The 17,251-nt window shown below is 71.8% G+C and carries 18 protein-coding genes and 1 riboswitch; of the genes, 6 read left to right on the forward strand and 12 right to left on the reverse strand.

Annotation, left to right across the window (positions count from 1 at the left end; genetic code table 11):
* The first annotated feature begins 162 nt into the window (after window positions 1–162).
* Window positions 163–2,763: a hypothetical protein gene (locus ACZ6S0_RS42910; RefSeq protein WP_465925095.1), complete on the forward strand. Its 2,601-nt coding sequence runs from the start codon at window positions 163–165 to the stop codon at window positions 2,761–2,763.
* On the opposite strand, the gene mptB is transcribed toward ACZ6S0_RS42910, so the two are convergent.
* From mptB to ACZ6S0_RS42930, 4 genes are all read right to left on the reverse strand, one after another.
* A complete protein-coding gene (mptB, locus tag ACZ6S0_RS42915) occupies window positions 2,648–4,234 on the reverse strand; it encodes a polyprenol phosphomannose-dependent alpha 1,6 mannosyltransferase MptB (protein ID WP_465925096.1) in 1,587 nt (528 codons plus the stop codon). The two genes, ACZ6S0_RS42910 and mptB, sit on opposite strands and share 116 nt — an antisense overlap.
* A gap of 558 nt (window positions 4,235–4,792) precedes the next feature.
* Window positions 4,793–5,332: a DinB family protein gene (locus tag ACZ6S0_RS42920; protein WP_465925097.1), complete on the reverse strand. Its 540-nt coding sequence runs from the start codon at window positions 5,330–5,332 to the stop codon at window positions 4,793–4,795.
* 88 nt (window positions 5,333–5,420) lie between these two features.
* Entirely contained in the window at window positions 5,421–6,149 is a 729-nt protein-coding gene (locus ACZ6S0_RS42925) for a glycosyltransferase family 2 protein (protein ID WP_465925098.1), read from the reverse strand.
* Between the two features lie 142 nt (window positions 6,150–6,291).
* Entirely contained in the window at window positions 6,292–6,639 is a 348-nt protein-coding gene (locus tag ACZ6S0_RS42930; RefSeq protein WP_344897121.1) for an STAS domain-containing protein, read from the reverse strand.
* Window positions 6,640–6,877: 238 nt separating this feature from the next.
* Between ACZ6S0_RS42930 and ACZ6S0_RS42935 the strand changes: the two genes are divergently transcribed.
* Window positions 6,878–7,222, forward strand: coding sequence for a hypothetical protein (locus ACZ6S0_RS42935; RefSeq protein ID WP_465925099.1), 345 nt, complete (start codon window positions 6,878–6,880; stop codon window positions 7,220–7,222).
* A 41-nt stretch (window positions 7,223–7,263) separates the two neighbouring features.
* On the opposite strand, the gene ACZ6S0_RS42940 is transcribed toward ACZ6S0_RS42935, so the two are convergent.
* Together ACZ6S0_RS42940 and ACZ6S0_RS42945 are read right to left on the reverse strand one after the other, a co-directional pair.
* On the reverse strand, window positions 7,264–8,418 hold the full coding sequence (locus tag ACZ6S0_RS42940) for a sensor histidine kinase (RefSeq protein ID WP_465925100.1): 1,155 nt from the start codon (window positions 8,416–8,418) through the stop codon (window positions 7,264–7,266).
* A complete protein-coding gene (locus tag ACZ6S0_RS42945) occupies window positions 8,418–9,113 on the reverse strand; it encodes a response regulator transcription factor (RefSeq protein ID WP_465925101.1) in 696 nt (231 codons plus the stop codon). The genes ACZ6S0_RS42940 and ACZ6S0_RS42945 overlap by 1 nt, the downstream gene beginning before the upstream one ends.
* 94 nt (window positions 9,114–9,207) lie before the next feature.
* Here ACZ6S0_RS42945 and ACZ6S0_RS42950 point away from each other — a divergent pair, with 94 nt between their 5' ends.
* From ACZ6S0_RS42950 to ACZ6S0_RS42960, 3 genes are all read left to right on the forward strand, one after another.
* The gene (locus ACZ6S0_RS42950; protein WP_465925102.1) at window positions 9,208–9,381 is read left to right on the forward strand and encodes a hypothetical protein; all 174 of its coding nucleotides are present in this window, start codon (window positions 9,208–9,210) and stop codon (window positions 9,379–9,381) included.
* Window positions 9,381–9,578 carry a DUF6412 domain-containing protein gene (locus tag ACZ6S0_RS42955; protein ID WP_344897106.1) on the forward strand — a complete coding sequence of 66 codons (198 nt, stop codon included), beginning with the start codon at window positions 9,381–9,383 and terminating at the stop codon, window positions 9,576–9,578. The genes ACZ6S0_RS42950 and ACZ6S0_RS42955 overlap by 1 nt, the downstream gene beginning before the upstream one ends.
* Before the next feature lie 157 nt (window positions 9,579–9,735).
* Window positions 9,736–10,377: a YidC/Oxa1 family membrane protein insertase gene (locus ACZ6S0_RS42960; RefSeq protein ID WP_465925103.1), complete on the forward strand. Its 642-nt coding sequence runs from the start codon at window positions 9,736–9,738 to the stop codon at window positions 10,375–10,377.
* Here ACZ6S0_RS42960 and ACZ6S0_RS42965 read toward each other — a convergent pair.
* Complete coding sequence (locus tag ACZ6S0_RS42965; RefSeq protein ID WP_465925104.1) at window positions 10,361–10,798, reverse strand: ATP-binding protein; 438 nt, start codon at window positions 10,796–10,798, stop codon at window positions 10,361–10,363. The two genes, ACZ6S0_RS42960 and ACZ6S0_RS42965, sit on opposite strands and share 17 nt — an antisense overlap.
* A 136-nt stretch (window positions 10,799–10,934) precedes the next feature.
* A complete protein-coding gene (locus ACZ6S0_RS42970) occupies window positions 10,935–12,803 on the reverse strand; it encodes a sensor histidine kinase (protein ID WP_465925105.1) in 1,869 nt (622 codons plus the stop codon).
* Window positions 12,804–12,897: 94 nt separating this feature from the next.
* On the opposite strand from ACZ6S0_RS42970, the gene ACZ6S0_RS42975 reads away from it, so the two are divergent.
* Entirely contained in the window at window positions 12,898–13,476 is a 579-nt protein-coding gene (locus tag ACZ6S0_RS42975; RefSeq protein WP_465925106.1) for a methylated-DNA--[protein]-cysteine S-methyltransferase, read from the forward strand.
* Here the strand turns inward: ACZ6S0_RS42975 and ACZ6S0_RS42980 are convergent.
* The 4 genes from ACZ6S0_RS42980 to ACZ6S0_RS42995 form a co-directional block, all read right to left on the reverse strand.
* Window positions 13,436–14,773, reverse strand: coding sequence for a purine-cytosine permease family protein (locus ACZ6S0_RS42980; RefSeq protein ID WP_465925107.1), 1,338 nt, complete (start codon window positions 14,771–14,773; stop codon window positions 13,436–13,438). The genes ACZ6S0_RS42975 and ACZ6S0_RS42980 overlap by 41 nt on opposite strands.
* A riboswitch (TPP riboswitch) is annotated at window positions 14,764–14,877 on the reverse strand. It overlaps the preceding gene by 10 nt.
* 87 nt (window positions 14,878–14,964) lie before the next feature.
* Complete coding sequence (locus ACZ6S0_RS42985) at window positions 14,965–16,122, reverse strand: sensor histidine kinase (RefSeq protein WP_465925108.1); 1,158 nt, start codon at window positions 16,120–16,122, stop codon at window positions 14,965–14,967.
* Window positions 16,119–16,775 (reverse strand): response regulator transcription factor, encoded by a 657-nt coding sequence (locus tag ACZ6S0_RS42990; protein WP_465925109.1) that lies wholly within the window; start codon window positions 16,773–16,775, stop codon window positions 16,119–16,121. The genes ACZ6S0_RS42985 and ACZ6S0_RS42990 overlap by 4 nt, the downstream gene beginning before the upstream one ends.
* Window positions 16,776–16,887: 112 nt before the next feature.
* Window positions 16,888–17,211, reverse strand: a complete 324-nt coding sequence (locus ACZ6S0_RS42995) for a rhodanese-like domain-containing protein (RefSeq protein WP_465925110.1) — start codon at window positions 17,209–17,211, stop codon at window positions 16,888–16,890.
* Window positions 17,212–17,251 lie beyond the last annotated feature (40 nt).

Genomic DNA, 17,251 nt, shown 5'->3' on the forward strand with positions numbered 1-17,251 from the left:
GTCGCGCGCCAGGTCGGCCGGAGCGTCCGGAGCCTGCGGATCGGCCGGAGCGACCGGGTCGGCCGGAGCGTGCGGGCCGGTCGGGGCCTGCGGGCCGGTCGGGGCCGCCTGCGAGCCGGTCGGGGCCTGCGAGCCGGCCGGAGCGTGCAGGTCAGCCGGAGCGTGCGGGCTGGCCGGAGCGACCGGGTCGGCTGGGGCCTGCGGGGCGGCCGGGGCGCCGGCTGGGGCGTGCGGGTCGGCCGGGGCGTGCGGGCCCTGGGTGCGGCGTTCGTCGCCCTCGCCCTCACCACGCTCCTTCTCACGCTCCCCGCCGAGGCCGCGCCCGCCCTCGTCCACGCCACCGCCGCCCCCCAGGGCCGGGTGGCGCTGATCGGGGTTCCCGGACTCGAGTGGAGCGACCTCAACGAGACGCGGACGCCCAACTTGTGGCGCCTGGTGGGCCAGGGCGCTTCGGCCTCCCTCTCCACCCGGGCCGTGCCGCCCCCTGACCGGGGCATCACCTGCCCGGTGTCCGGCTGGCTCACGATCTCGGCGGGCCAGCGCGCCGGCACGGCGGGGAAGGGCTGCCCGCCACTGCCCACCCCCCAGCCCACGGGACAGGGCGGCGCCACGGTGCCCGGCTGGGGTGAGCTGGCCGCGTACCAGTCGCAGACGGGCTTCGACGCCCGGCTCGGCACTCTGGGGCAGCTCGTCGGGGACAACGGCGGCAAGGTGGCCGCCATCGGCCCCGGCGCCGCGCTGGCCGCTGCCGACACGGCCGGAAATATCGCCAAATACGCCCCCACCCTCGACGCCCTGGGCGATCCCACCCCCTACAACCTGATCGTCTTCGACGCCGCCGACCTCGCCGACGCCTGGCTGAAGCAGCCCCTCGACGAGTACGGCGTCCCCACCGCCCTCCCCGCACCGGCCCGCCAGGCCGCGACGGCCCAGGCGGACCGCCGGATCGGCGACCTCGTCGCCCGGCTCCCCGCGAACACCACCGTCCTGCTGGCCGGGGTCTCGGACGTGACCCCGAACGCCCACCTCCACCTGGCGCTCGCCACCGGCCCCGCCCCGGGGGGACAGCCGTACCCGCACGGCTTCCTCACCGCCTCCTCCACCCGGCAGGACGCCCTGGTCACGATCACCGACCTCACGGCCACCGCCATCCAGCTCCTGGGCCTGACCCCGCCGCGCGAGGTGGTCGGCCGAGCCTGGCAGCCCGGCGGCACCGCCCCGGCCACCCCGTCCGCGACGGTGACGGAGCTGGCGGACGGTGACCTGGCCAGCCAGGTGCTGCGTGAGGTGCGCGGCCCGTTCTTCACTGTCTTGGTCACCGTCCAGCTCCTCTTCTACGCCTTCGCCGCCCTCGCCCTCCGCCGCCGCCGTACGACCGCCCGCCCACCCGCACGCTCCCCGTCGGCCACCGCCGCCTCCCCAGCCCCACCAAGCCCAGGCGGCACCAGCCCAAGCCACGCAGCCCCAAGCGACGCAGCCCCAAGCGACGCAGCCCCAAGCGACGCAGCTCCAAGCGGCACCGGCCCAAGCGACGCAGGCCCGGCCGCAGACGACACCGGCACCGACGACACCCGCACCCCCACCCGCACCGACACCGACGAAACCGGCACCGACACCGGCGCGACCCGCGTGGAGCCCACATCCGCCTCGGACGCGAGCCAGGATTCCGCGCACCTGGAAGACCCGGCGAGCGCCTCGGGGCTGCTCAGGTCCGTCCAGATCGTGGCGGTGGTCAGCGGCGCGATCCCGGTCTCGACCTTCCTGGCGCAACTGGTGCCCTGGTGGACGCTGCCGGTGCCCATGGTGTCGGTGATCGTGACGATCCTGGCCATCGCCGGGCTCATCACCGCCCTCGCCTTCGCGGGCCCCTGGCGCGCCCACGTGCTCGGCCCTCTCACCGCCGTGTCCGCCGTCACCTCGCTCGCCCTCCTCCTGGACGTCATCACCGGATCGAGCCTCCAGGTCAACGCCGTGACCGGGTACGAGCCCGTGACCGGAGGGCGCTTCTACGGCTTCAGCAACATCGCCTTCGCCGTCTACGCCACGGGCACCGTGCTCGGGCTGGCCGGGGTGGCGCAGTGGCTGCTCGGCCGGGGCGTGTCGAGGGCCGTGGTCGTGACGTTGTGCGCGTTGTACGGGGCCTTCGCGGTCTTCGCGGACGGCTGGCCGTCGTGGGGCGCGGACTTCGGCGGCGTGCCCGCGTTCGTGATCGGCCTGGCCGTCTTCCTGATCCTGCTGTCGGGCCAACGGGTGTCGGTGCTGAGGCTGGCGCTCGTGGGGCTGGCCGGGGTCGTGCTCGTAGGGGCGATCTCGGTCTTCGACTGGCTGCGGCCCGCCACCGAGCGGACGCACCTGGGCAACTTCGTGCAGCAGATCATCGACGGCGCGGCCTGGACCGTCGTCGGCCGCAAGTTCGGGGCCATGATCGGCGTCACCGTGGGCAACTGGCCGTTGACCCTCCTCTCGCTGGTCGCGCTGGCCTTCCTGTTTCTGGTGCTGGCCCGCCCGTCGCGCTGGGGCGCCTCCGCCCTGGGCCAGGCGTACGGGCTGGCCCCGACGCTCAGGGCCGGGCTCTTCGGGGCCCTCACGTGCGCCTTCGTCGGCTTCCTCATGAACGACTCGGGCATCGCCATCCCCGCCATGGCGCTCACGGTGGCCGTGCCGCTGACGCTCGCGGCCTGTGTGCGCGCGCTGCAGCTCGCCACGCCCACACGACCAGAGCCACGGTCAACGCAAGCAGCACCCAGGCGAGCCGGGGCCTGAGCACAGTGCTGAGCCAGCCGAGGTCGCCGGGCTGCCCCTCCACCCTGGCCGGAAGGTACGCGAGCGACAGGACCAGCAGATGGGCCACCACGAACCCGTCGAGCGCCGAGGCCCCCACGAGCGCCAGCAGCCCCAGCGCCAGCCCGTCGTACCAGGGCAGGATGTAGGGCGTCGCGAACAGGTAGGCCACCACCAGCCCCACGGCCACGACCGGCGCCGTGAGCGCGCGCCCGGAGTCCGGCGCCCTCGCGGCGTCCCCGGGCGCCAGGGGCGGCAGGGGCGCCCGGGACGGCAGGGGCGGCAGGGGTGGCAGGGGCGGCCAAGAGCCGGTGACGCCGGACCGGGAGGCCAGGCGGAGCAGTGACCAGGCGACGAGGCCGAGGACCAGGAGCGAGCCGATCTGGATCTCACCCCGGTAAGCGCTCCCGGTCCCCACGATCGACTGCAACCAGCCCTGCACGAGCTTCCAGAACGAAGCGTGCGAGATCGACTTGCTCGTACGGGTGATCGGCGCGATCGCGTCGGGCCCGACGACGGCGTAGCCCGCGACCACCACCAGGAGCGCGCACCCCGCCATGAGCGCCAGGCGGGCCGGACGCCGTCGCAGCTCCCAGGCGGGACCCAGGGCGACCAGGCCCGCGTTGACCTTGATCGCCACCCCCAGCCCGAGCAGGGCTCCCGAGCCGATGGGCCGGCTCCTGGCGAGCAGCGCGGCGACCATGCAGGCGATGGCCAGCGTGTCGACGTGCATGCCCGCGACGAGTTGGTAGAGCAGGAGGGGGTTGGCCGTCCACAGCAGGGCCGCCCGCCGCCGCCGAGCCGGGTCGTCTCTCGTGAAGCGGTCGATGAGCAGCCCCGTGGCGACGAACGCGCCGGCGTTGACCAGGGCCAGCACGAAGATCGTCAGGCGGAGGGAGTCACCGCCGACCCAGCTCGCCAGGGCCTGCACGGCCGTGGCCACGGGGCCGTAGACGCTCGGCTCCTCGCGCCACGGCTCCTCGACGGCGTCGGCTATGGGATCGCCCGGCAGGTCGACCGCGCCGTGCGTGTACGGGTTGAGGCCCAGCGTCACCATGCGGCCGTAGGCGGCGTAGTTGAGGTGGTCGGCGGAGCCGGAAGGGGGCAGGAACGCCAGCAGGACGGCGGCCACACAGCCCATGAGCACCAGGAGCCGAGGGCTGGGCGACGGTCGCGCACCGGGCCGGGGCAGGGCCAGCGGCGACAGGGCCGCGAGCAGGCCGAGGCCGCCCAGCACGATGGCGGCCGCGCCGAGGGCTATCGCCAGGTGGGGCTCGGGACCGACGCCGAGCGAATAGGGCGGTTGCCAGGCCGGGCCGCCCAGCGCGGGCACCATCGGCGACGGGCCCAGCACGCCGATAGTGATCGTCAGCAGGATCGAGGCGCCGATCGCCGCCAGGGCCGGCCCGCCGAGCCGACCCCGTGTCTTTTCGAGCCACGTCCGCGAAGTCACCGGGAAATTCCAGCACACCCGCGAGCGGTCCCCCGCCGAACCAGGCCCGGCTGTGGACAACCGCCCACCGAACCGTCCCCCTGTGGACGACGCACTCTCAACCCAGGCGCCCGGCCCGCTCCACCCCCGACCACGCCGAGCACGGCACCCCCGCCCCAGAGTCCCCCAGGGGAGGCGCCTCCGCCCACGACCACACCGAGCACAGCGACTCCACCCCCGGAAGGGCTGAGCAGAGCGACCCCGCCCCAGAGGACACCGAGCGAAGCACCTCCGTCCCCGAACGCCCCGAGCACAACGACTCCGCTCTCAAAGGGGCTGAGCGGGGCGAAACCGTCCCTGAGGGCGCTGGGCGGGGCGAATCCATCGCTGAGAGGGCTGAGCGGGGCGACCCCGACCCAGAGGACACCAACCGAAGCACCCTCACCCCCGAACACCCCGAGCACAACGGCTCCACTCTCGAAGGGGCTGAGCGGGGCGAAACCGTCCCCGAGGGCGCTGGGCGGGGCGGATCCGTCGCTGAGGGGGCTGGGCGGGGCGATGGCGTACCGCACTGGATCGTTATTCGCCGGTCTGCCCGTCGACCGACTCCCGGATGAGGTCGGCGTGCCCGTTGTGGCGGGCGTACTCCTCGATCATGTGCACCAAGATCCAGCGCAGGCTGGGCGCATGCCCGTTGGGCCAGGAGCGCCGGGCCATCTGCCCCAGATCACCGGTTTCCATCGCCTCCGCGAGCAGCGCCCGGGAGCGCGTCACGGCGTCCTGCCACAGCTCCAGCAGTTCCTCGGGCGAGTCGACCGCGGCAGAGTGCCACTCCCAGTCACGATCCGACTTCCAGTCGACCGTGCCCCACAGCGGCTGGCCCTCGCGATCGTGCAGGTAGCGGGAGAACCAGTGGTTCTCCACGTACGCCAGGTGCTTGAGCATCCCGCCCAGCGTCATCGACGACGCGCCCACGGTCGCCTTGAGACCGGCCGCGTCCAGCCCGGCGCACTTCCACGCGAACGTGGCGCGGTGGAACTCCAGGAATCCCACCAGAGTGCCGAACTCGTCGGCCGCCACGGGAGGCTCGGGGCGGCCCTGTTCGTCCATGTCGGTCATGGGCGGCGAGTCTAACGAGCGCACGGGCTCCTGGGCATGGTGAGCGGCACCGGGCGACCGCGGGAAACGCGCGCTCCGATGCCGGACGTCACCGCCGCAGGCCCAACCTGTCCAGGTTCTGGGCGACCAGCGGCTCGCGTACGGCCAGTGCCCGCGCCACGTCCCGCAGTTGCCTGGCCCGGTGGAGCTGGGCCCGCCAGTCGGTGCCGGTGGCCCGGTGGGCCATGTCCACCTCGACCTCCGTGACCCGGTAGCGCTTGCGCAGCAGGTCGATCGTCAGCGCGGTCTCCACCCCGAACCCGTGCGCCAGCGGCCGTGCCGCCTCGAAGGCCGCTCTGGTGAGGCAGCGTTGCCCGTTGAGCGGCTGCGTGGCGTCGAAGCCGGTGGCCCGCCGGATGCCCTCTTTCGACAGGCGCACCACTAAGCCGTGGCCGCCGAGCCGCACCCTGGTGGTGAACACCGCGATCGTCATGTCGGCCTCGCCCTGGCGTACGGGCTCGACGAGCGGGGCCGCGGCCTTGGCCGTCTCGCCCAGGTCGGCGTCGAGGAAGAGCAGGTGGCGGGGGGCGGCGTCGTCGTCGAGGAGGCGTACGGCCTCGGCCCCCGTCTCCATCGCCGCCGCCTTGCCCCGGTTACGGCTGTGCCGCACCACCCGGGCCCCGGCCGCGCGCGCCACCCGGCCGGTCTGGTCCGTCGAGCCGTCGTCCACGACCACGACGAGGTCGACGCCGGGCAGGGCCGCGGCCGCCTTGACCGTGGCCCCGATGCGATCGGCCTCGTTGGCGGCCGGGATGACGACCGCCGTGTCGCCGCTCATCGCCCATCACCTCCGCACACGGCACCGCGCCGAACCAAACCACGCCGGACCGAACCACGCCGGACCGTGCCGCGCGGTGCGGCACGATCGGCCCGGCGCCCGTGGCGGGCGGAACCGTACGGATCGTCGGATTGGGCCCTCGTCATGATCCCTCGGTGATGAGGAGCTCCTGCGGCACCTCATCGTGCACGGTGAACACCGAGTCGAGCCCCGTGACCTGCAGAATCTTGCGTACGGCGGGACGCGGCGCGGCCACTTCGAGCGCCCCTCCCTGCTCTTTCATGCGTTTGAGTGCCGAGAGCAGCACGTTCATCCCCGTGGAGTCGCAGAAATCCACGGCGGACATGTCGATGACCACCCGGCTAGGCCCGTCCTGCAGCAGCCGAGTGAACTCGGACTGCAGGTGAGGCGCCGTGTAGAGGTCTATTTCTCCGGTGACGGCGACGACTGCGCACCCGGCATGTGATCGGGTCGAGACCTTGAGCTCCACATGGGCAGGCTAGCGGCGCGAAGGCTTCCGGTCACGTTGTCACGCCGATAGGGCAACCACAGGTTTTTGTCCTGCGTTTGGGCTCCATGAAAACGGAGAGTACGCGAAGCTTGACAGCGTGACACCGCAACCGGCACCGCTTCGTGGTGAAGGAGGGGCTGGGGCACGACCGACGGGCCCCGTATCGATGAAAGCAGAAAAAGCCGAAGATCCGCAGCGTCAGGGGCTCCGAGAACGCTTGGAGACCATCCTCATCCGCACAGAGAAGGCGACTTCATGGCATGACGAAGCAGGGCGCCTGCGCGGCCTGGTGAACCACGAGGGCTACGTACCGATCCGGGCCCGCCTCGCGGTCGAGGACCTCGAGTTCCTCGCGGCGGCGCGCACCGAGCTGCTCCGGCTCTCGGAGCTGGGGCTCAGGCTGCTCGATCTCCATCAGCCGCGCGACGCGGGGGGCATCACGAGCGACACCGCCCACCCGATCCTGCGGTGCCGGAGCTGCATGTGGCGCTGGCCGTGCCCGACGTTCCGAGCCATGGCGGAGTCGTTCGGGACCGTACGGGACCTTCCTGAGAGCGCCTGAGGCCCCAGCTACCGCGGGCGGGGCGGACGTACGGGCGGTCATCACCCTCCGACCAGGGGCAGCCGGATCTCGAACCGGCACCCCGGCCCGTCGTTGACCACCCCGATCACCCCGTCGTGCGCCTCCACGATCCCCTGCGCGATGGCCAGCCCCAACCCGGCTCCGCCGTCGGCGGTGGGAGTACGAGCCGTCTCCCCCCGGAAGGCCACCTCGAACACCCGGGGGAGATCCTCCTCAGGTATCCCCCCACAACAGTCGGCAACCGACAGACAGGCCATCCCCTCCGCATCGACCCCGGCCCTGAGCACCACGGTCCGATCGGACGGCGTGTGCCGGATGGCGTTGACCACCAGGTTGCCCAGGGCCCGCCCCAGGGCGCCCGCGTCGGCCTCCACGGGCACGGCGGCCGGCGCCTCGGCCGTGAGCACGACCCCCTTGGCCCGGGCGAGCGGCTCCGCACCGGCCAGCGTGTCGGCGACCAGGTCGGCCAGCCCGATCCTGGCCCGCGAGAGCCGCAGCGCCCCCGCGTGGATACGCGACAGCTCGAAGAGGTCGTCCACCATCGCGGACAGCCGCTCCACCTCCAGCTTGATCTGCCCGTGGTAGCGCGCGACCGTCTCGGGGTCGGACACCACCCCGTCCTCCAGCGCCTCGGCCATGGCCCGCATCCCGGCCAGCGGCGTACGCAGGTCGTGGCTCACCCAGGCCACCAGCTCCCGCCGCGCCCCCTCCAGGGCGCGTTCCCTGGCGTACGCCTCCTCCAGGGTGTTCGCGATCGTCTGCAACTCGGCGGGCAGCCCTCGGGGGGCGACGAACGGCACATGCCGCACGGCCGCCACGAGCCGCGTGCTCTCCCCGACCACCCGCTTGGCCAGCACGAACGCCACCCCCAGCCCCACCAGCCCGCCCACGGCCACCACGCTGAGCACGAAGTCCTTGGTCGGCCCCTCGATGATCATCTTCGTGATGATGGACACGACGCCGGCCAGCGTGGCCACCACCGCGACCACCACGACCACGGCCAGCATCACGCCGATGGAGCGCGTACGCAGCCGTCCCATCACCCAGATGCCCGCCAGCGCGACCAGCAGGCCCAGCCCGGCCGTGACAGCCACGACCATGGGCAGCTCGCCGGACGCCACCGCGGCGGGACCGGCCCGCGCCATCGGGAACGCGGGCATCGGGAACGCGGGCATCAGGAGCCCTCCAGCGGCTCGTACCGGTAGCCGACCCCCCACACGGTGACGATCCTGCGCGGCTCGGTCGGGTCGGGCTCGATCTTCTCCCGCAGCCGCCGCACGTGCACGGTCACGGTCGAGGAGTCGCCGAACGACCACCCCCACACCTGGCTGAGCAGCGCCGACCTGCTGAACGCCTGCCGGGGGTTGCGCACGAGGTAGGCCAGCAGGTCGAACTCCCTGGCCGTGAGCGGCACCTCCGCGCCGCCCAGCCGTACCTCGTGGGCCCCCACGTCCACCGTCAGGTCACCGTCGCGCAGCACCCCGGTGCCGCCGGTGACGGAGGCCCCGCGGGCCCGCCGCAGCACCGACTGCACGCGCAGCGCCAGCTCGCGCGGGCTGAACGGCTTGGTCACGTAGTCGTCGGCCCCGGTCTCCAGCCCCACCACCCGGTCGATCTCCTCGCCGAGCGCGGTCAGCATGATCACCGGGACCGGCCAGCGTTCCCTGAGCTTCCTGCACACCTGGAGCCCGTCGATCTTGGGCAGCATGAGGTCGAGCACCATGAGGTCCGGCGGGTGCGCCAGCGCCCTGCGCAGCGCCTCCGCGCCGTCGCCGACGCACTCGACCTCGTGCCCGTCGCGCTCCAGATAGCGCGCGACCACCTCGGACACCGTCGGGTCGTCGTCCACCACCAGGATGCGCGTGCTCACCCCCTCACGGTACGGCCGCCCCGCCCGGTAGTGGGGTGTACGTCATCGCTTCGTAAGGCTCGCGGACCATCCCCCGAGGACGTACGGTGGCTGCATGAGTAGAGTCGTGATGCTCGTCCTCGGGGCCCTGCTGGGCCTCTTCGTGCTGTTCAACTTCCTGCTGCCGATGCTGGCAGGTCTGATCAAGCTGGTCTTGATCGTCGGCGTCATCGCCGTCATCGTGTTCGTCGCCGTCACGCTCGTCGGCAAGTCCTCGCGTTCGAGCTGATGCAACTGCTGTTCGACCCGTGGCTGATCGGGATCACCATGCTGGCGATCCTGCTGCTGGCCACCTGGGCGGCCATGTTGCTGCCCACCCTGAGCGGGGAGCCGCCGAGCTTCCCGCTGGCCTACGCGCGCCGCACGGCCTTCCAGCGGCAGCGCGATCCTGACGCGGCCGGTCGGTCACGTCCACGAGCCCCTTAGGCCCGCCCCGCCTTCCACGTTCAGGCGGGGCTTACCAGGCCGTTCCCACGGCCTCCCGTCGAGTTCCTCGACGTACTTCGACGTCATTTCGATGTTCCTCGATGTTCCTCGACGGTGACGAGTGAGCCCCCTGGTCCACTTTCAGAGAACAGGGCTCATGATCGATTCTCTTGTCACGTTCGTCATCAGCATGTCCGGCGGCAGCGCCGCGCTCGGGATCGTGCTGTTCACCCTCGCCGTACGACTCCTGCTGCTGCCGCTCAACGTGCGCCAGGCGCGCACGATGAAGATCCGCGAGCGGCTCGCCCCCAAGCTGCGCGAGTTGCGGAAGCGCCACCAACGCAACCCCGAGCGGCTGGCCAAGGAAATGAACGCCCTCTACGCCAAGGAAGGCACCTCGCCGTTCGCCGGGTTCCTGCCGATGCTGGGGCAACTGCCGTTCATGTGGCTGATGTACCGGGTCGCCACGCATCCGACCGCGCTCGCCGGGCACGACCTGTTCGGGGCTCCGCTGGGGCAGCATGTGGCCGGAGTCATCGCCAATTACGGTCTGGTCAGCATGCCAGTTTTGGTCTTCGTACTGGTCATCGCCCTGGTCGCGGCGGTGGCATGGCTGTCGACCAGGCAGATCAAGGTGGCCGAGGAGCAGCCGGAGCTGATGAAGAAGATCATGCGACTGCTGCCGTACGGCTCGGTGCTGGCCGCGCTGGTGCTCCCGCTGGCCGCCGGGCTCTACCTGCTCGTGTCCGCGGCGTGGACCGTCAGTGAGCGGGCCGTGCTCGCTAGCCGGCCTCTCTGAGTGCCGCGACCTGCCCGTTCACCGACTGGCTCGGTGCGGGCAGGATCGCCCATACGGTGGTCGTGTCACCGTCGTGGCGGACCCCCCAGCTCTCCGCGACGTATTCCACGATGCCCAGCCCGCGGCCCCCGAGCGAGGACAGGGTCGGGCGGCCCGCCCGCGGCTCCGTCGCCGCTCCCCCGTCACTCACCGCCACTTCGATGTGATCGTCGCTGCGCAGCCACGCCACCCGCACCATCCCCGACGGGAGCGGATGCGCGTGCCGCAGCGCGTTGCTCAGCAACTCGCTCACCACGAGTACCGCATCGTCAATCGCGGCAGTAAATACCCCACAATCATGCAAATCAGTGCTCAGACGCTGGCGGGCAACGGCAACGCTGGACGGCGCGTACGGCAGCAGCACCACGCTTGACACACCCACCTCCCCGTTCCCTGTGCCCCCCGCGGGAACACTCCCCGGTACGACCGAAATGCCCCGTTACTCGATCCCAGAAACCGCATCTCGATCACAGCTTGTACACATTGGACGATAGGCCAGCGCAACCGTGACCACCTCGTTACCGCATCGGTGTGTCGGATCCGATAGTGGACGCCCGTCTGAGCACGAGTCGCATTCTCGTGCCTCCTCCCGGTCGCGGATGAGCGCTGACGTCTCCTCCCTGTGCCCTGGCGAGGCTGCGGACGATGTAGAGCCCGAGCCCCACTCCACCAAACCGTCTCCGGTCGCCGCTGTCCACCTGGACGAACCTTTCAAAGATCCTTTCCCGGTCAGTCGGGGCGATACCGACGCCCTCGTCGTCGACCACCACGACGACGCTGCCGCCCTCCGGCCAGGCCGACACGCTGATCAGTCCGCCCTTGGGCGAGTACTTGAACGCGTTCTCCAGCAGTTGCCCCAGGACGATGTCGGTGGCCAGGGCGTCGCCCAGCACGCGCGGCAGCCCGTCCGCGATCTCCACCTCGACCCGGTGCCTGTCGGACAGCTCGGGCAGCCCCAGCGTGGCCCCGTCGATCCGCTCGGCCAGGTCGAACTCCTCGATCCGCACCTTCAGCTCGTCGGCCCCCGCCCTGGCCCCGAGCAGCAGGTGGTCCATCAGCTCGGCCAGCGACCGGGCCCGCTCGGCGATCATGTGAACGGCCGCGCGCCGCTCGGGGTCGCTCATGGCGTCCCAGCGCGAGTCGAGCGTGCCGGCGAAGCCCCGGACGATCGTGATCGGGGTACGCAGCTCGTGACTCGTCGTGGCCAGGAACAGGTCTTTGGCCTCCTCCAGTTCCTTGGCCGCGGTCACGTCGCGGAAGTCGACGACCACCTCGCCCGTCTCCTCGATCTGCGCGCTCACGACGTCCAGCCAACGGCCGTTGTCGAGCTGGAAGGTGCCCTTCTCACCCGCCTTGGGCAGCGGGAACGGCGGCGGCCCGCCGATGACGGCCTCCCCGGGCAACGCGGTCAGCACGGCGGCGGCCGGGTTCCAGCGCACGACGAGGCCGTCCTGGTCGAGCACGGCGATGCCGTCGGCGCTGGCGTCGAACACGGCCCGCTCGTGGGCCCGCTGGCGTACCGCCTCCTGGTAGGCCACCGCGTTGCCGACGGCGATGCCCGCGTGCCCGGCCAGCAGCTCCAGCAGCTCCAGCTCCAGGTGTCCGGGCGTGCGCCGGGCGAACAACGCGTAGAGCGCCCCGTACGGGCGCCCGCCCACGGCCGCGAGGCCGAGCGCGATCGTGTGCAGGCCGTCCAGCCGCGCCCACACCAGGTCGTCGAGCCCGCCGGACTCCAGCAGCACGGTCTTGCCGGTGCGCAGGAGCCGGTCGACCAGGCTCGTCCGCAGGCCGGTGGTGGCCCCCCTGAGCGACTCGGGTAACTGGTAGGTGCTGACGAGCCGCAGCCGTTCGCCCTCGATGAGCACGAATCCGCCCGCGTCCGCCCCCGTCAGCTCGGTGAGGCTGGCCGAGATGCGATCGAGCACGGCGGACAGCTCCAGCTCGGAGTTGATGTCGCCCACCACGTCGGTGAGCCGGCGCACGAGCCTGGCCCTGCGCGCGCTCCGCAGCTCGGCCATCTCGTCGGCCCTGGCCGGGTGGTACACGCACACGTAGCCGGCCACGGCGCTGCCCAGGCGCAGCGCGCTGATGTCCACCCGCAGGTCGAGCAGGCAGCCGTTGCTGTGCACGCGCTTGGTGCGCAGCGAGACCGGCGCGCCGGTGCGTACGCGCTCCAGCACGGCGTTGTGCTCGGCGCCCAGCTCATCGGGCACGATCGGCGCCCGGCGGCCGACGATCTGCTCGGCCGTCCACCCGAACAGACGCTCGGCCGCGGCGTTCCACACCAGCACGCTCTCGTCCCTGTCGAGCGCCACGACGGCGTTGGGCGAGCTGGCGAGCGCCGCACGGGCGATCTCATCGTCACTACCGGCCCATTCGTCCCCCACACCTCCATAGTGCACGTGGCGCGGTGGCCGCGTCGGGCGATCGGTCCGATACGCTGCGGTCACGGTGGTTCCCGGTGGTAGGAGGGTGAGGGGTATGTCGAGCAACGATCTCGATGCCCTGCTGCGTGTGACCTCCAGCAGCTATAGGGGCGAAACGCCACCCGACATCGCGTTCGGCACCTACGACGGGGCCGTGGGCAGGCTCGTGCTGGCCGTGACCGGCAAGGGCATCGCGGCGTGCAGCTTCGAGCCGGAGAACGACGTGTTCGAGCTGATCGCCAGGCATGCGAGCAGTTTCATCGGGCCCGACGCGCGGCGGCTCGACCCGGTGCGCAGAGAGCTGGACGCGTACTTCTCCGGCCGGTTGCGGGCGTTCGCCACGCCGGTCGATCTCACGCTGGCCACGACCTTCGCGCGCACGGTGCTGCAGAAGACCGTGGCGGTCCCCTACGGCACGACCACCACGCTGGAGCAGATCGGCGAGAGCATCGGCCGCCCCCGCGCGCTGCGGGCCATCGGCAACGCGCTCGCCTCCAACCCCGTGTGCGTGATCGTGCCCTGCCACCGGGTGGTGCGCGAGGACGGCCAGCTCGGCGACTACGCGGGCGGCCTGCCCGCCAAGCAGCACCTGCTCAACGTCGAACGGCGGGCCGCCGCGTCAACAGGCCGATGACCAGCGTCACCAGCGCGGCCGCCAAGGCCCCGCCGAGCGCGCCGTTCATCCACGGCTGCCGGGCGAAGCCGATGGCCTCGCGCAGGCCCGCCCACAGCCCGTCCCAGGCGGGCACGGTCGGCGTCGAGGTCGTCAGCCAGTAGGCCACGAAGCCCAGCGCCCACGGCACCAGCATCGCCCACCGCGAGGGCGCGTCCTGCGCGGTGTTCCAGCGGCCGGCTCCGCCCAGCACGAAGTACTCGATCGCGAGCACCGCGAACATCGGGACGAACACCGCGCCGATCACGCTGAGGAACGAGCCGTAGGAGTTGACGTCCACGAAGAGGGCGATCACCACGGTGAGCACGCCGATGACGGCGGAGAAGACGCGCCGGTCCATGCGCGGCATCAGGTTCTGCAGCGACACCGTGGTGGAGTAGACGTTGGCGAACGACTGGTCGGTCTCCCGCAGCACCAGGATGCCGAAGAACAGCGCGCCCAGCGGCACCGCCACGAACGGCCCGAACACCGACGTCGGATCGGCCGACACCCCGGCCGCGCCCGCGATGGCCACCGCGTAGACGCCCAGCCCCAGGCAGGCCACCTGGGCCAGCGTGTAGCCGCCCACCACGCCGGTGAACGCGGCCCGCCCTGAACGCGAGTGGCGGGCGAAGTCGGCGGCCATCGGCACCCACGACACCGACAGCGCGATCACGTAGTCGACCGCGGCGGGGAAGGCCGTCCAGTCGCCGCCCTGGTGCACGGGGGCCTCGCGCAGGAAGAACACCGTGAACCAGACCATCGAGACGATCACGCCGACGGTGACGTACCGGCGCAGCAGCCGGACCGAACCGAGCGGCCAGATCGTCAGCGCCGTGGTCAGCACCCCCGCCACGATCACCCACACCTGGTACGGCACCGACCCGAAGATCGCGGTGGCGCCCTTCGCGATCACCCACAGCTCGAACGCGCCCCAGCCCAGCATCTGCACGATGTTCAGCACCGTGGGCACGTAGGAGATCCTGGCCCCGAACAGCCCGCGCAGCAGCACCATCGCCGGCTGCCCCGTACGCGTGCCAGGCACGGCCGACAGACCCACCATGGCTGTGCCGATCAGGCTGCCGACCACCGTGGCCACGAGCGCCGCGGCCAGGCTGAGCGGGGCGTTGCCGAGGGGATCGAGCAGCACCAGCGCCCCGGAGAAGCCCAGCAGGCTGACACCGAGGTTCGCCCAGAGCGCGCCCTGGTCGAGCACCCCCAGGGTCCTCGGCGGCCGGCCTTCGAGGGTCAGCGGGACTTCTTCGACGCCATGCGTCATCGCACACTCCCTACGCCGGCATTACCCGGACAGGTTCATGCGGTCGGCAGCGGATCTGGCTGCCCTCTCAGCCCGGCGAACCCCGAGCTCCCGCGACGATCGGTCTGCGAACCGGAGATCACCCCGGCGCGCGACCCCATGATGCACTATTCGTCCGTCCTCAGCCACCCCCCGGCGCCGACAGCGCCGCCTCACCCGATGGGCAGCTCCACGGTGATCGTCAGCCCGCCCTCGTCACGCGGCCGGGCGACGACCGTGCCGCCGTGCGCCTCGGCGATCACCCGTACGATCGAGAGCCCCAGCCCGCTGCCCCGTTCAGAGCGCAGCCGGTCGCCGTGCAGCCGGCGGAACGGCTGGAAGATCGTCTCGATCTCGTACGCCGGCACCTGCAGCCCGGTGTTGGCCACCACCAGCTCCGCCTGCTCGGTGCGCTGCCGCGTGGTCACCCACACCTCGCCCTTGGGGTGGTTGTGCCGGATCGCGTTCTCCACCAGGTTCTGCACCAGCCGCTCGACCAGCACCGCCTCGCCCATCGTCGGAGCCGCGTCGAGCAGCCGGTGTATCGTCACCTCCCGCTCGGCCGCCTCGGCCGCGGCCAGGTCCAGCACGTGCTCGGCCACGTCCATCAGGTCGAACGAGTGCCGGTCGAGCACCGTCTGCTCGCCCTCGGCCAGCGCCAGCAGGCCGTCGATGAGCCGCTCGTGGCGGCCGTTGACCAGCAGCAGCGACTCGCCCAGCCGCTTGACGTCGTCCGTGGCATCGGGCCGGCGCACGGCCACGTCCACCAGCGTGCGGTTGATCGTCAGCGGGGTGCGCAGCTCGTGGGCGGCGTTGGCGACGAAGCGCCGCTGCCCGTCGAACGAGCGGGCCAGCCGGTCCAGCATCGTGTCGAAGATGTCGGCCAGTTCCTTGGCCTCCTCGCGCGGCCCCTCGTACGCGATGCGCTCGGTCAGGTCGTGGCTCTGCGCCACCCGCCGCGCGGTCTCGGTCACCGCCTTGACCGGCCGAACCACCCAGCCCGCCGCCCGCCAGCCGACCGCGAACGCCGCACCCGCCCCGGCCAGCACCGCCAGCGCGCCGACGTTCCTGACGTTGGCGAGCGTGTCGCGTTGATAGACGGCGACCACCTGCATCGCCCGGCTCCGCGCGATCTCGTAGGCATCGTTGCCGCGGATGAAGCCGCGGGTGAAGCCGCGGCCGTCCTGAACGCTGATCGAGTCGGGAGTGAGCAGCCCGCCGCGGTATTCCAGGCTCTGCGACGTCACCAGGTAGACGCCCGTCAGGACCAGCCCTCCGAGCACCGCGAACAGCGCCGCGCAGGCCAGCGCGAAACGCAACCGCACGCTCATGGGACGCGGTATCCCGCGCCGGGCACGGTCTCGATCACCTGGGGCTCCCCGAGCTTCCTGCGCAGCTTCATCATCGTGGTGCGGACGGTGTTGGTGAACGGATCGATGTGCTCGTCCCACACCCGCTCCAGCAGTTCCTCGGCCGACACGACCGTGCCCGCGGCCCGTAGCAGCTCGGCCAGCACGCCGAACTCCTTGCGGGCCAGCGGCACGTACACGCCGTCGCGGAACACCTGCCGGTGCGCCCAGTCGAGCCTGACGCCCGCCCGCTCCAGGATCGGCGGATCCGCCCGCCCGGTACGGCGGCCGAGCGCGTGCACCCTGGCCACCAGTTCCTCGAACGCGAACGGCTTCGGCAGGTAGTCGTCGGCCCCCAGCGACAGCCCGGCCACCCGCGAGCGCACGTCGCCTGCCGCGGTCAGCATGAGCACCTTGGCCGACCACTGCCGCTGGACCACGGTCCTGCACACGTCGTCGCCGTGCACGCCGGGCAGGTCGCGGTCGAGGATGAGCACGGCGTACTCGTTGACCCCGAGCCGCTCCAGGGCTTCCTCCCCGTCGTAGGCGACGTCCACCGCGAGCGCCTCGCCCCGCAGGCCCTCGGCGATCGAGTCGGCGAGCATCCTCTCATCCTCGGCGACCAACACGCGCACGAACGTCACTCCCTCATCAGAGCGCTGAATGCCGCGATCATCGCGGGAACCGCATAACGCGGACGTAACCACTTCCGATGCAGCCCAGGCCATGGTGCGCCGCCTGCGGCCCTCAGGCCACGAAGGGCGGCTGCCCCGTCTCGCTGTCCATCGGACGGCCGGCGGACTCCCACGACCGCATGCCGCCGCCGACGTTGACCGCCTCGTGCCCGAGCTGGTTGAGCCAGGCCGCGACCTGCATGGACCGGCCGCCCACCCGGCAGACCACGTAGACCGTGCGGTCTGCGGGGACCTCGCCGACCCGGCCCTGCAGCTCGGTCATCGGGATGTGCACGGCGTCGGGGGCGTGGCCGGCCCGCCATTCGTCCTGCTCGCGGACGTCGAGCAGGTAGACGTCGGCGGGAACGGCGGCGGCCTCGATCTCAGGAACGGTCATGTCTCCATCATCTCGCGTCGCGCCGGCAAATGTCCCTGAG

This window comes from Nonomuraea sp. NPDC051298 (assembly GCF_055586305.1).